Here is a 12,400-nt window from a genome sequence, read left to right as displayed (position 1 = left end):
CGAATGCAGTTACGTTGGTGGGGTTATTTGTAGATGGTTGCAGTACCGAACATCTGGTCATTTCCGCCTGCGGAATTAATGACATAACCTTTCGCGCCTTGTTCGCGCGCTTTTTCTGCCAGTTTATCCTCCAGATCGCTTAGGTTTGATGCGCCGGTCGCCGAAACGGTACCGGCGGGCCGTAGCTGACCGCTGTCCTGGTTACTCAGAGGCTGCGCGGCATAAGCCGCGAGAGAGATTCCGCTCAGGACGGTGGCAATCAGTAGTGCGAGGCACTTTTTCATAATGACATCCTCAGAAATACAACGAGTAGTGCCTGATAAGTGTAGGTCGCCTGTGCGATGCAAATGACGCAAAAAATTGACAGAGATGTGCTTGTTTTTTGAACGATATATTTTTACAAAATAAGACAAATCAATGACATGCATGATGCTGATTTTTATGGTGAATTGCCATAAACCATAGTCATGTTAAGGTTTTGGGGAATGATAAATGCAGCCAGATATTTACCCTGTCGCGTTATGCGGGTATCTTACGCCGCTGCTTAAAGGAGAATGCTATGTCCGCCCAGAAACCGGGGTTGCATCCGCGCAACCGTCATCACAGCCGCTACGATCTCGCCACGCTTTGTCAGGTCAATCCTGAACTCAAGCAATTCCTCACGCTTACACCCGCCGGGGAGCAAAGCGTAGACTTTGCCAATCCGCTGGCGGTGAAGGCGCTCAATAAGGCGTTGCTGGCCCATTTTTACGCCGTAGCGAACTGGGACATTCCGGACGGTTTTCTCTGCCCGCCAGTACCGGGCCGGGCGGATTATATTCATCACCTTGCCGATTTACTGGCAGAAGCAAGCGGAACAATTCCATCTAATGCCAGCATTCTGGATATCGGCGTTGGTGCGAACTGTATTTACCCGCTGATTGGCGTACATGAATATGGCTGGCGTTTTACCGGCAGCGAAACCAGCAGCCAGGCGTTAAGCAGTGCGCAGGCGATCATCAGTGCTAATCCGGGGCTTAACCGCGCCATTCGTCTGCGTCGGCAGAAAGAGAGCGGGGCGATTTTTAACGGTATCATCCACAAAAACGAGCAATACGACGCGACCTTGTGTAACCCGCCATTCCACGATTCCGCCGCTGCGGCACGGGCAGGTAGTGAGCGTAAACGCCGTAACCTTGGGCTGAACAAAGACGATGCACTGAACTTTGGTGGTCAGCAACAGGAGTTGTGGTGTGAAGGCGGTGAAGTCGCCTTTATCAAAAAGATGATTGAAGAGAGCAAAGGCTTCGCGAAGCAAGTGATGTGGTTTACCTCGCTGGTATCTCGTGGTGAAAACTTACCGCCGTTGTATCGTGCTTTGACGGACGTGGGCGCGGTGAAGGTGGTAAAAAAAGAGATGGCCCAGGGGCAAAAGCAGAGTCGCTTTATTGCCTGGACCTTTATGAACGACGAGCAGCGTCGCCGTTTTGTCAATCGCCAGCGTTAAAGCGTTGGCTCCCCCGGTGGCAGCGGTTCTGCCGGGGCCGCGCCCGGAGCCGGCAGCACCTGATAAGTCTGCACTGGCGCGCGAACACCCGCCAGGTCGAAATGCTTTTTCACCTGGCTGTCGAGGGCAAAGCGTACCGTCCACTGTTTGAGTGGCAGCGTGGTGAACGACACACGCAGTGTAAACGCGGTATTGCTTAAGCCGACAATCCCGGCAAAGTTCGGTTCACCAATAACCAGCCCGCGAATTTCTTCGTTTTCCATCAGTTCCGTTACCGCATCTTTCAGCGCCTGATTGGCTTTATCAGTATCTTCATGGCGATCAACATCGTAATTTGCCACCACTGAACCAATGCCACGGACAAAGTTGGCAAAGGTGGTAATCGAAGACCACGGAATGATGTGATACGCCCCGGTATCCTGGCGCACGCCAACGGATCGAATCGACATTCGTTCCACCGTACCCGTCAACGGCCCGATGGTCACTAAATCTCCGGTGTTCATACCGTTTTCAAACTGAATAAATACCCCGGTGATAATATCTTTCACCAGCGTTTGCGAACCGAAAGAGATAGCCAGCCCCAACGCCCCTGCACCTGCCAGCAGCGGCGCAATGTTGACGCCGATTTCCGACAACACAATCATGATGGTGATGGTACTGATGATCACTGCCAGCGCGTTACGAAACAGCGTCAGCAGGGTACGTGTGCGGGCGCTGGGCAGCGGGCGACCATGGATATCCGAGGCCAGTCGGTTTTCGATCAAACTGGCGAGCACCGTCCAGCCAACCGCTGAGAAGAAAAGAATGAGCGCGATACGGATCAGGATATCTACCGTTTTTTGCCCCGCACCGTTTTGCAGCCAGTTCCAGAAATCGAACAATCCCCATGCGCTCAACAGCAACATTACCGCCACGCAGACTGTCAGAATACGCGCCGTTTTCAGTGCCGCCGAAAGCCAGCCATTCAGCCGTTTTTGCAGCTCCGGATAGTTACGCTGAGTATGTGGCGAGAGGGTGATGGTTTTCGCCAGCCAGCGGGAAAACATACCGGAAACAAACGCTGCGATTCCAATAATCGCCAGGCTGCGCACCGTCGCGCCCATCATAAATTTCAGGCTATTGCCCGGATCGAACAACGAAAAGAAAAACAGCACGATAAAATAGGCGCTTGCCAGCCAGTGCCAGACCAGCGCAAAGGCGCGGATAAACAGGCTGAAAAAGGCCAGCGAATGCTCCGCAAAGTTGAGCAAATGCTGGGTAATCTCTTTTTTATTACGAAAGATCAGGTACAGCGCCCAGATGGTCATGCACAGCATGATTGCCACGTTTGCCAGCGCGCCAATTTGTACATTCACCTGATTAGAGATAATCGGCACTGCCACAATCAGGCCATAGCCTATCAAACTGCTTAACCAGCTAAGGCGGCGACTCCAGTAACGGGCGCTCTCGTCCTGAATCGTGAACGGGCGCAGCTCCGCCACGTTTGGGCAAAAAATCAGGCGTAGTACGGCTTTGAAAAATTCAATCAGGGCAAAGGCGTTGAGAAACAAACTTTGTTGGAAAGCGATGGTGCGACTGCCCGCATTCAGGTTGTCGCTTAAAACCTGACCGACAAATAATGTCAGAGCCAGTAACAGCAGGTCGATAATAAACGCCCCGATAATCATTGCCGGAAGCTGCAACCAGTTACTGCGCTCACGATTTTTTTGCCGCGCCCACTGGCCCATTTTGCGATACAGCGGCAGTGCGCACAGGCGAATCAGCCAGTAAAAACCAAACACTAAAACCGCTAACATTGAAAAATGGGTCAGCGCATTGCTGAAGGTTTGTGGATTAAACGGCTTATGCGGGGAGCCGGTGATATTGCGATAAAGTTGCCCGAAGCGGGCGGAAAGGGCTTCACCATAATGGCGGCTGACTTCGGTGACCTTTTGCAGCACAGTTTGCTCTTCAACCAGCGTTGGCGGCACGATCTTCGGGACCGGTTCCGCAGGGGGCGTCGCGGCGACGGTGCGCAACTGGTCGATCAACTCTTTACGCGAGGTGTCATTATCCAGCACATCCGCCAGTGCGCCATAGGCCGCTTTTTTTTGTTCGATATCCGGTTCCGGGGCCGATTCAGTCGTTGAGTCCGTTGTCGTTGTGGTTGTAACGCCGGGTATGGATACCGCGTGGGCAGGTGCGCCCAGCAGGCAGAAGAGGATGAACAGGATCCACCGCATGACTCCTCCAGTGAGAAAACAGTGCAAAAAGATAAGTATAGATGCTGGGGGAGGGGCGATTTTAAATGAGAGGAATCTGGTGTGCCTCCCTTTCGGGTGAAAGGGAGGAAGGGATATTAAGCAGGTTGCTGACAACGTGCGGGCTTTTTTGCCGGATGCGGCGTGAACGCCTTATCCGTCCTACAAGTTCATGCAATTTTAATAAGTTGCCATATATCCTGTAGGCCTGATAAGCGTAGCGCATCAGGCAATGTGTCTTATTAAGAGACGTGCTGTAAAAATTCCTGCAAGCGCTGGCTCGGCGGATTTTTGATCAACGCCTGCGGATCGCCATCTTCCGCAATCCGGCCTTTGTCGATAAAGATCAGGCGCGAAGCTACTTTCTCGGCAAAACCGATTTCGTGGGTCACGATCACCATCGTCATGCCTTCTTCAGCCAGATCCTGCATAACCTTCAGCACTTCATGGCGCAATTCCGGGTCAAGAGCGGAAGTCGGTTCATCAAACAACATCATTTTCGGTTTCACCGCCAGCGCGCGGGCAATCGCTACACGCTGCTGTTGACCACCAGAAAGTTCGGAAGGGTAGTGATGTGCACGTTCTGCCAGACCGACTTTCGCCAGCAGTTCACGTGCCAGTTTTTCCGCCTCTTCTTTGTTCGCGCCACGCACGCGTAGCGGGCCAAACATGACGTTTTCCAGCGCCGTCAGATGCGGGAAAAGGTAAAACTGCTGGAACACCATACCCGCTTCCTGGCGAATCAGGCGCTCGTCAACTTTCGGATCGTTAACCTTCAGGCCATCGACAATCAGATCGCCGGAGGTGATTTCTTCCAGTTTGTTGATGCAGCGCAGGAGGGTCGATTTACCGGAACCGGACGGCCCGATAATCACCACGACTTCGCCCTGGGCAATATTCAAATCGATATTGTGCAGCACCTGGGTTGGGCCAAAGTGCTTGGAGACGTTTTTAAATTCAATCACAGGATTTTCATCCTTCTTTCCAGTCGACGCAGAATAAAGCTCAGCACCAGGGTAATAATCAGATAGAACACCGCCACGGCGCTCCAGATTTCAAGGGCGCGGAAGTTACCGGCAATAATTTCTTGCCCCTGACGGGTCAGTTCCGCCACGCCGATAACAATAAACAGCGATGTATCTTTAATGCTGATGATCCACTGGTTACCCAGCGGCGGCAGCATGCGGCGCAGTGCCAGCGGTAAAATGACGTAGCGAATGGTTTCCCAACGTGAAAGGCCGAGCGCCAGTCCTGCTTCACGAAAACCTTTGTGGATTGACAGCACCGCACCACGCGTGATTTCCGCAATGTACGCGCCGGAGTTGATCATGATGGTGACCACCGCCGCAGTAAACGGGTCGATGCGTAAGTCGTTAAACGCCATCGGCAGGGCGAAGTAGATAAACATCACCTGGACGACGATAGGTGTGCCGCGGATCACTTCAATAAAGACCAGCGCGACGTGGTTGGCTATCCAACCACCGAAGGTGCGTGCAAAACCTGCCGCCAGTCCGATAACCAGGCCGCCAGCCAGACCGAGGACCGAAATCCACAGGGTCATTTTGGCGCCTTCAATCAGAAGCGGAATGGCAGGCCAGATGGCACTCCAGTCAAACTGCATATGTTGTTCCTGTTACCGTGGTGTAAATACCCGAGCCAGAAGGTTGGCGGGGAGAAACGCTGGCCCGGTATGCAAAAGGCCACCGGGCCATAAATTAAAGGCAATCATTATTTCGGTTCAGTACCGAACCATTTTTTGTAGATTTCGTTGTATGTGCCGTTCTCGCGCAGGGTTTTCAACGCGCCGTTGATTTTGTCACGCAGCTCGTCGCTACCTTTCGGGAACGCAATACCGTATTGTTGTGCTTCCAGAGAGTCACCTACCGCTTTGAACTGACCGTTCCCGGCGGTTTTGATGAAGTACAGAATGTTTGGTGTGTCGTGCAGGACGGCGTCTGCGCGGTTGGTACCCAGTTCCATATAGGCGTTATCGATGTTCGGGAACTGACGCAGATCTTTGGTTTTGATGTTCGCTTTTGCGTAATCAACGGAGCCGGTGCCGCTTTTCACAGCAACCACTTTACCGTCGAGATCTTTCACGCTTTTCACATCGTTATTGTTGGCTTTCACCATCACTAACAGGCCGCTTTTGTAGTAGCCGTCAGAGAAATCGATCGCTTTTTTACGCTCGTCGGTAATGGTAATGCCCGCCAGCGCCAGATCGATGTTTTTGGTTTGCAGTGCTGGGATGATGCCGCTGAAATCCATTGGTTTCAGTTCGTAATCCAGCTTCAGTTCTTTGGCGATAGCAGCCCACAGATCCACATCAAAACCAACGTATTTGTCGCCCTGTTTAAATTCAAACGGAACGAAGGCGGTATCCGTCGCCACAACCAGTTTTTTATCCGCGGCATGAGAAGAAACCGCAAAAGCCAGGGTCAGTGCAGCCAGTGAAACTTTTAATACAGACTTCATAGCATTTCCTTTTTTCTATCCACGGGACGATCCCCTGCGTGACATTTACGTATATGAAAAAATCGTGCCAGTTTTACAACTCTTTGATTTTTATAGGAGCAGTTAAAACGGGTTGCACAATTTATGGGGCAACATCTCCGGTCTGCACCATATTGGGGCGCCAAAGTGGTGCGCAAAAATAGTGCACTCAACACATAGGTTATTTAGCGTAAATTATGATGAAAAAACAATCTTTATGTAACGATTGTGTGATGTTGCTGATACAAATATTTTACTTTGACAGGCGGGAAAGACGATGAGTTGCACTAAAAAAGTGCGTAGAGGCGGGCAGCAATACAAAACGGCTTCCTGCCAGGAAGCCGCCTTTATCGCTTACTTAAGTTCTGCACCATCTGCGATGGATTTATTCGATATTAGATTCGATAAACCACAAGAATTTATCCAGGTCGCGGGAAGCGGCGGTCAGGATATCTGCGGTGTCGTCATCTTTCGCTTCGCCAATCGCTTTACGTACATCATTAGCGACAATCGCGTAACGGTCAGCCAGTTCTTTCAGGTGATCCTGAACGCTGTGGATGTCCAGCGGGTAGCTTTTCAGCGGGGTTTTGCTGTTAATAACTTGAGTGGTACCAAGGGCAACGCCGCCTAGCTGCACCGCGCGCTCTGCCATAGTATCCAGGTGATCGGTCAGTGCGGTACGGAAACCATCCAGCATCTCATGTACGGCAATGAAGTTAGCGCCGCGCATGTTCCAGTGCGCTTGTTTGGTAATCAAAGAGAGATCAATAAACTGGATAACCTGGCGATTCAGCAACTCAACTGTCGCTTTCTTCTCGCTGTCAGAGACATCGTTGCGGGTATAAAGCAGATTTGTCGCTTTTGCTTTAACTAATTTAGCGGTACTCATAATTTCATATCCTCTTGATGTTGTGTCCCAGTAATTAACGAGACTAAGTATAGCACCACCCTGGTGTTCCGCTATTCTGGCTGTCCCTATCACACTAATAGCGGTAACAAGCGTGAAAAATAAAAACCATATAAATTCACATAGTTATGTATATTGCTGGAGGCGATTCTTATTTTCTTTTTTACGCGAGCTATTCAGAGAGAATAGGTTTTAGGATAACAAGATATATAAAAAGGGCAGGGATGAAGAGTCGTGTAATATTCTGCATGGTTATGCATAACCATGCAGAAAGCTAGCTTTAATTAATATCTAATTCTTTAATTTTAGTCTCTTTGCGCGCTGTCAGCGTTGAGCCCATTGAGGCGGCAATAATCGCGCCGAGGGCCAGTAGTTGTATTGGCGCCAATGTCTCACCGAGGAAAATCATTCCGGAAACGGCAGCCAGTGCAGGTTCCATACTCATTAGCGTACCAAATGTCCGGGTCGGCAGACGGGTGAGGGCAATCATCTCAAGCGAATAGGGCAGAGCGGTAGAGAGGATAGCGACAGCCAGACCCAATGGAACAACCGACCAGTGCCAGAGCGCCTCTCCGGCCTGGAATGCGCCAATCGGCACGAAAATAAGCGCCGCAATCAGCGAACCGATTGCCACCGTCGCCGGGCCGTGTTCCGCACCGGCGCGTTGCCCACTTAATATGTAGATAGCCCAACAAGCACCGGCACCGAGCGCCAGCGCACAGCCGGTTAGGTCGACATGCGAAACATCCTGCCCCAGCGGCAGCAGGAACCACAGGCCGAGTACCACCAGCACAACCCAAACAAAGTCTACGGGGCGGCGTGAAGAGAACAGCGCCACTGCCAGTGGTCCGGTGAATTCCAGCGCCACCGCAATCCCAAGCGGTACGGTCTGAATAGAAAGATAAAAAAGATAGTTCATTCCCCCCAGTGAGATGCCGTAAAACAACAGCGGCAAGCGCTGTTCCTTGGCAAACCGCAGTCGCCACGGTTTAAAGAATGCGATAAGAATCAGTGTTCCCAGCGCCAGGCGCAGTGCAGTCACGCCCGGCGCGCCGACCAGTGGAAAAAGCGACTTTGCTAATGAGGCCCCGCCCTGAATAGACGCCATGGCAACGAGCAATAATAATATCGGTAACCAGACCGGCATTTTACGTAATGTCCCTGGCATCCGTTCCCCCATAAATTTGTATAGTCAGGTAAAGCGAGGAGTGTACTGGATATAACTAAAACTGGTTGAGCATTTGTTGAAAAATTTTTCCCCGATTTGACTAAAATGCGCCAGGATTGATTGATTCATCAGCTTGGCGATTAGGAATAATCTGGATGAACGGCAGTGAAAATATGCGTAATACTTACGCAGTTCACTGAAAAAATGATGTAAATTTAGATGGATAGCGGCATGTGGAAACGTTCTGTTACATGAAATGGCCCGTTAGACATCACAAATCGCGAAGAGTTTCCCATTAATTTTTGATATATTTAAAGCTTAGGACTTATTTGAATCACATTTGAGGTGGTTATGAAAAAAATTGCATGTCTTTCAGCACTGGCCGCAGTTCTGGCTTTCACCGCAGGTACTTCCGTAGCTGCTACTTCTACCGTAACTGGCGGTTACGCTCAGAGCGACGCTCAGGGCAAAATGAACAAAATGGGCGGTTTCAACCTGAAATACCGCTATGAAGAAGACAACAGCCCGCTGGGTGTGATCGGTTCTTTCACTTACACTGAAAAAAGTCGTACTAACAGTGCAGGCGATTACAACAAAACCCAGTACTACGGCATCACTGCTGGTCCGGCATACCGCATCAACGACTGGGCGAGCATCTACGGTGTTGTAGGTGTGGGCTACGGTAAATTCCAGGACACCAACTACCCGACCTATAAACACGACACCAGCGACTACGGTTTCTCCTACGGCGCAGGTCTGCAGTTCAACCCGATCGAAAACGTTGCTCTGGACTTCTCTTACGAGCAGAGCCGTATTCGTAGCGTTGACGTAGGCACCTGGATCGCCGGTGTTGGTTACCGCTTCTAATCACTTCGGTGATATAAAAAATCCGCCCCTCGGGGCGGATTTTTTTATCTTAGGATTTCGGGTCGAAAATATCGGTTCCGAGATGGTTGTAGTCCACCTTCTGTAACTGGAAGTTGGTGATGTAGATTGGCCCGGCTTTCTTCTCGGAAATAAACGGGTAGTTGATGTTGATTTCCTGCGCTTTAATTCCCGTCCACTGTGAGAAAAAACCTAAGAAATCATTGGCTGAACGGCGGGCTTTAATCACCCGATGCGCTTTATCGTCGCTGGAAATGACCATAAAAGGCACCTGGAAATTCTGCTGATATTTATCATCGTGGGCCAGGTATTGAACTTCTTTTCCGCGTTCTTTAAAGGCTAAACCGTGGTCTGAAAAATAAACCATGGAGAAACTGCTGCCGCTGTTGCGTAACTGGTCGTACAGTTTGCGCAGTAAATCGTCAGTTTGCGTCATGGTGTAGAGATAGCACGATGTTTCTTTCGATTGTACAAAGGTTTCGTATTTGCCTTGTGTCCGGTCACAGGCCTGAGGATGTGAGCCCATCAGATGCAAAACAATCAGTTGCGGCTGCGAGTGTTCTTCCGCCAATACCTGAGCGGTCATTGTCAGTAGTTCTTCGTCTTTAGCGTTCTTATCTGCTTCAAAATTACCGTTTTTCAGGAATTGCACTTCATCTGCACGTTTAGCGATGCTGGCGATAGCTGTATCGTATTCGCCTATTTGCCCCTGATTAGAAAACCACCAGGTCTGGAATCCTGCTCGGTTGGCCAGGGTCACAAAGTTATCCTGAAACTGTGGCTTGCCATCGACTACGCGGTTAAGCGTTAATCCGAGAGATTTCTGCGTGGAGCCACTGGCAGCAATATAATCAGAAAAAATCAGGCCGTTAACGCTGCTGGTAAACGGGGTATTGTTCCAGTGACCGCCAAAGGCACCGAGGGCATCGCGGCGTGCGCTTTCGCCAATGACCACCACATAAGTGTGATATTTGGGTTTAACTGCGGTGACTGTCCAGGTATCTTTCATCCCGGAAAGTTTCGCCATCCGTTCCTGCTCTTCAATCACCTCGTTATTGTTGACGATGACATCCCTGGCAAAACGAAATACCGGATAACCGGTGTCTTTAAGTTTAAATACGCCGCCCCAGGCGAGATTTTGAACCGGAGCGACAAAAAATGTCGCCACACTGAATACCAGACACAGGCTGTCGAATTTATTCCAGCGTGCTTTTTCATTCTCTTTTTTCCGCCTGATCGCAATCACGCCGAGCGCAAAAATAAATAAGCCGACCAGATAGCTATACCACGGGAAGATCGTAAGAATTTCGGTCGACTCTTCCATATTGGTGGAATGCAGCGCCAGCAATGTATTGAAGTTAGGCGCACCATACGCCTGAGCAAAAGGGAAATAACAGGCCGCCACCAGCGAACAGACGCCTATTAAGGTTTTTTGCACGCGCGGCAACATCCGCCATAACAAAAGCAAAATGGCAGTAAAAGCGGCGGTATAGAGAAAACTAAAGGGATAACCTAAACCAAGGTTAATCAATAGCGACTGTAAAAAGTAGAACGCAGTCCACGGGCTAAAAACCCGGCTACGGGAAACAAGCGATTCTTTAAGGGTTAAGTTCATATGCCACTATCGTAACAAACGCCATGTGCTTACCCTGGCGTCAAGGGTCAATACCTGCAAGAGTGCGTGAAGAGGGGGAAGGGTCCGCATCTGCGAGCCGCAATATACGCAGGGCTGCAAGAAGATAGAGCGAGCTGCCGTTCAGGTCAACTACTGAGGAACAAATCTTTTGCGAAGAGAATAGCAAATCCGATAAAAAGTGGGGGGGCAATCCAGAACAATCTATGCCTGCAATAAAGCAGGAGTAAAGCGGCGTACCGCGACGCCGCTATTTATCGGAAGGTTTATCTTGCTGCGGTTTGTTGTTGACCATATCGCACAACATCGAGAGCAGCATTAAGCGTACTTTAAAGGGAGAGTGACTAAACACGCGCATACACCTCTTGAACTCATTCATAAGACCTCCTGACTTGCTAATCCCGTCGTTCCATGAGGGATGATTGCATTACATACAGATATAGCACAGGCTATATTATAAAGCATCAACTATCTACGAAAAACAATAACTTACAGTGTTATCAATAAGTTACGTTAGTTAATATCTGTGAGTATTCGGCAGTATTTCTAAGCTGCAGCGACATTTTTGCGACATTTTAAGGGGTTAAGTCGCATAGCATCTTCAAGGTGGCTTGGGGCGAAATGGGCATAACGCATTGTCATAGTGATGTCAGCGTGGCCGAGAATTTTTTGCAGAACCAGAATGTTCCCGCCATTCATCATAAAGTGGCTGGCAAATGTATGGCGTAATACGTGGGTTAGCTGACCAGAAGGCAATTCAATACCTGCACGTTCCAGGGCGGAACGAAAAGCGTTATAGCAGGGCTTCGGAAACAGAGCGCCTTTTGTTTCCGAAATTTCAGCCAGAAGTTCATCATCTAAGGGAATGGTACGGTTCCTTTTCCCTTTTGTTTTTATGAAGGTGACTTTTCCGCCAGCAATCTGGGAGCTTTTGAGTGTCGCCGCTTCATTCCACCTTGCGCCGGTCGCCAGGCAAATTTTTACTACTAACTCTAAGTAACTTACTTTACTGCGTTTGCATTCCAGCAAAAGCCGATCAATTTCTTCAGCAGTGAGGAAAGCCATTTCGGTTTCATCAGTGCGATACTGTCTGACGTTTTCCAGTGGGTTAGGGGCTGACCATTCTCCAATCCGTTTAAGCTCATTGAACATAGCCAGAAAGTAAGCATGTTCAAGGTTCATTGTTTTCGGGGAAACCTTGGATACTCTGTTAGTGCGGGCATAATGCCCATCAAGCCTTTTTGCGCGGTATGCTGTAAACAGTTGAGCATTAAACTCTGTGGCCAGCGGGAATCCCATACACTCCGCCGCCCATGTCATTGCGTCTTTACGCTTTTGACCGTTGCGCAAAGCTACGCCGTGGCGTTCGTACCACATGTTGATTAGGTCGCTTAGAGTACGGAGGTCTTTACCCTCGCCAAGCCAGGGGGAGTTCTCCACTTGCTGAAGCGTATAGTTCTCGTAGGCCAGGGCTTCGCCTTTTGTAGCGAATTTTTTACGAATACGCTTACCGGCTTTACCATTGCTTCGATCCACCGTGTAGAAATCGGCAATCCACTGGCCATTTGTTAATTTTCTTACAGACATA

At 49.9% G+C, this 12,400-nt stretch carries 13 protein-coding genes; 3 read left to right on the top strand and 10 right to left on the bottom strand.

The features are described 5' to 3' along the window. Positions 1 to 23 precede the first annotated feature (23 nt). A complete protein-coding gene (gene mcbA / locus FEK46_RS08545) occupies positions 24 to 284 on the bottom strand; it encodes a DUF1471 family periplasmic protein McbA (protein ID WP_135491056.1) in 261 nt (86 codons plus the stop codon). A 275-nt stretch (positions 285 to 559) separates the two neighbouring features. Here mcbA and rlmF point away from each other — a divergent pair, with 275 nt between their 5' ends. Next, entirely contained in the window at positions 560 to 1,486 is a 927-nt protein-coding gene (gene rlmF / locus FEK46_RS08540; protein WP_167850462.1) for a 23S rRNA (adenine(1618)-N(6))-methyltransferase RlmF, read from the top strand. On the opposite strand, the gene ybiO is transcribed toward rlmF, so the two are convergent. From ybiO to rhtA, 6 genes are all read right to left on the bottom strand, one after another. After that, complete coding sequence (gene ybiO, locus FEK46_RS08535) at positions 1,483 to 3,708, bottom strand: mechanosensitive channel protein (RefSeq protein WP_135559737.1); 2,226 nt, start codon at positions 3,706 to 3,708, stop codon at positions 1,483 to 1,485. The two genes, rlmF and ybiO, sit on opposite strands and share 4 nt — an antisense overlap. Positions 3,709 to 3,968: 260 nt before the next feature. After that, positions 3,969 to 4,691: a glutamine ABC transporter ATP-binding protein GlnQ gene (gene glnQ / locus FEK46_RS08530; RefSeq protein ID WP_032302757.1), complete on the bottom strand. Its 723-nt coding sequence runs from the start codon at positions 4,689 to 4,691 to the stop codon at positions 3,969 to 3,971. Next, positions 4,688 to 5,347 (bottom strand): glutamine ABC transporter permease GlnP, encoded by a 660-nt coding sequence (gene glnP, locus FEK46_RS08525; protein WP_061090926.1) that lies wholly within the window; start codon positions 5,345 to 5,347, stop codon positions 4,688 to 4,690. The genes glnQ and glnP overlap by 4 nt, the downstream gene beginning before the upstream one ends. Positions 5,348 to 5,454: 107 nt before the next feature. Then, positions 5,455 to 6,201, bottom strand: a complete 747-nt coding sequence (glnH, locus tag FEK46_RS08520; protein ID WP_130205139.1) for a glutamine ABC transporter substrate-binding protein GlnH — start codon at positions 6,199 to 6,201, stop codon at positions 5,455 to 5,457. A gap of 403 nt (positions 6,202 to 6,604) precedes the next feature. Further along, on the bottom strand, positions 6,605 to 7,108 hold the full coding sequence (dps, locus tag FEK46_RS08510) for a DNA starvation/stationary phase protection protein Dps (protein ID WP_064530112.1): 504 nt from the start codon (positions 7,106 to 7,108) through the stop codon (positions 6,605 to 6,607). Positions 7,109 to 7,406: 298 nt separating this feature from the next. Continuing rightward, on the bottom strand, positions 7,407 to 8,294 hold the full coding sequence (gene rhtA / locus FEK46_RS08505) for a threonine/homoserine exporter RhtA (protein ID WP_130259768.1): 888 nt from the start codon (positions 8,292 to 8,294) through the stop codon (positions 7,407 to 7,409). Positions 8,295 to 8,527: 233 nt separating this feature from the next. Between rhtA and FEK46_RS08500 the strand changes: the two genes are divergently transcribed. Beyond that, positions 8,528 to 8,593, top strand: a complete 66-nt coding sequence (locus FEK46_RS08500) for a protein YliM (protein ID WP_120795379.1) — start codon at positions 8,528 to 8,530, stop codon at positions 8,591 to 8,593. A gap of 52 nt (positions 8,594 to 8,645) precedes the next feature. Then, positions 8,646 to 9,161 carry an outer membrane protein OmpX gene (gene ompX, locus FEK46_RS08495; RefSeq protein ID WP_105289445.1) on the top strand — a complete coding sequence of 172 codons (516 nt, stop codon included), beginning with the start codon at positions 8,646 to 8,648 and terminating at the stop codon, positions 9,159 to 9,161. Positions 9,162 to 9,210: 49 nt separating this feature from the next. On the opposite strand, the gene opgE is transcribed toward ompX, so the two are convergent. The 3 genes from opgE to FEK46_RS08480 form a co-directional block, all read right to left on the bottom strand. Next, positions 9,211 to 10,794: a phosphoethanolamine transferase gene (gene opgE, locus FEK46_RS08490; protein ID WP_130205143.1), complete on the bottom strand. Its 1,584-nt coding sequence runs from the start codon at positions 10,792 to 10,794 to the stop codon at positions 9,211 to 9,213. A 268-nt stretch (positions 10,795 to 11,062) separates the two neighbouring features. Beyond that, a complete protein-coding gene (gene mntS, locus FEK46_RS08485; protein ID WP_001001761.1) occupies positions 11,063 to 11,191 on the bottom strand; it encodes a manganase accumulation protein MntS in 129 nt (42 codons plus the stop codon). 167 nt (positions 11,192 to 11,358) lie between these two features. Beyond that, positions 11,359 to 12,399: a tyrosine-type recombinase/integrase gene (locus tag FEK46_RS08480; RefSeq protein WP_130214859.1), complete on the bottom strand. Its 1,041-nt coding sequence runs from the start codon at positions 12,397 to 12,399 to the stop codon at positions 11,359 to 11,361. Position 12,400: the final 1 nt, after the last annotated feature.

This window comes from Escherichia sp. E4736, assembly GCF_005781225.1.
Lineage (GTDB): Bacteria > Pseudomonadota > Gammaproteobacteria > Enterobacterales > Enterobacteriaceae > Escherichia.
Note: the sequence above shows the minus strand (reverse complement) of the source record. Positions and strands in the feature narration are given on the sequence as shown.

Excerpts from the sequence above, each read along its gene's own strand:
- mcbA (WP_135491056.1), bottom strand. The coding sequence starts at position 284 with ATGAAAAAGTGCCTCGCACTACTGATTGCCACCGTCCTGAGCGGAATC.
- rlmF (WP_167850462.1), top strand. The coding sequence starts at position 560 with ATGTCCGCCCAGAAACCGGGGTTGCATCCGCGCAACCGTCATCACAGC.
- ybiO (WP_135559737.1), bottom strand. The coding sequence starts at position 3,708 with ATGCGGTGGATCCTGTTCATCCTCTTCTGCCTGCTGGGCGCACCTGCC.
- glnP (WP_061090926.1), bottom strand. The coding sequence starts at position 5,347 with ATGCAGTTTGACTGGAGTGCCATCTGGCCTGCCATTCCGCTTCTGATT.
- glnH (WP_130205139.1), bottom strand. The coding sequence starts at position 6,201 with ATGAAGTCTGTATTAAAAGTTTCACTGGCTGCACTGACCCTGGCTTTT.
- dps (WP_064530112.1), bottom strand. The coding sequence starts at position 7,108 with ATGAGTACCGCTAAATTAGTTAAAGCAAAAGCGACAAATCTGCTTTAT.
- rhtA (WP_130259768.1), bottom strand. The coding sequence starts at position 8,294 with ATGCCAGGGACATTACGTAAAATGCCGGTCTGGTTACCGATATTATTA.
- ompX (WP_105289445.1), top strand. The coding sequence starts at position 8,646 with ATGAAAAAAATTGCATGTCTTTCAGCACTGGCCGCAGTTCTGGCTTTC.
- opgE (WP_130205143.1), bottom strand. The coding sequence starts at position 10,794 with ATGAACTTAACCCTTAAAGAATCGCTTGTTTCCCGTAGCCGGGTTTTT.
- mntS (WP_001001761.1), bottom strand. The coding sequence starts at position 11,191 with ATGAATGAGTTCAAGAGGTGTATGCGCGTGTTTAGTCACTCTCCCTTT.
- FEK46_RS08480 (WP_130214859.1), bottom strand. The coding sequence starts at position 12,399 with ATGTCTGTAAGAAAATTAACAAATGGCCAGTGGATTGCCGATTTCTAC.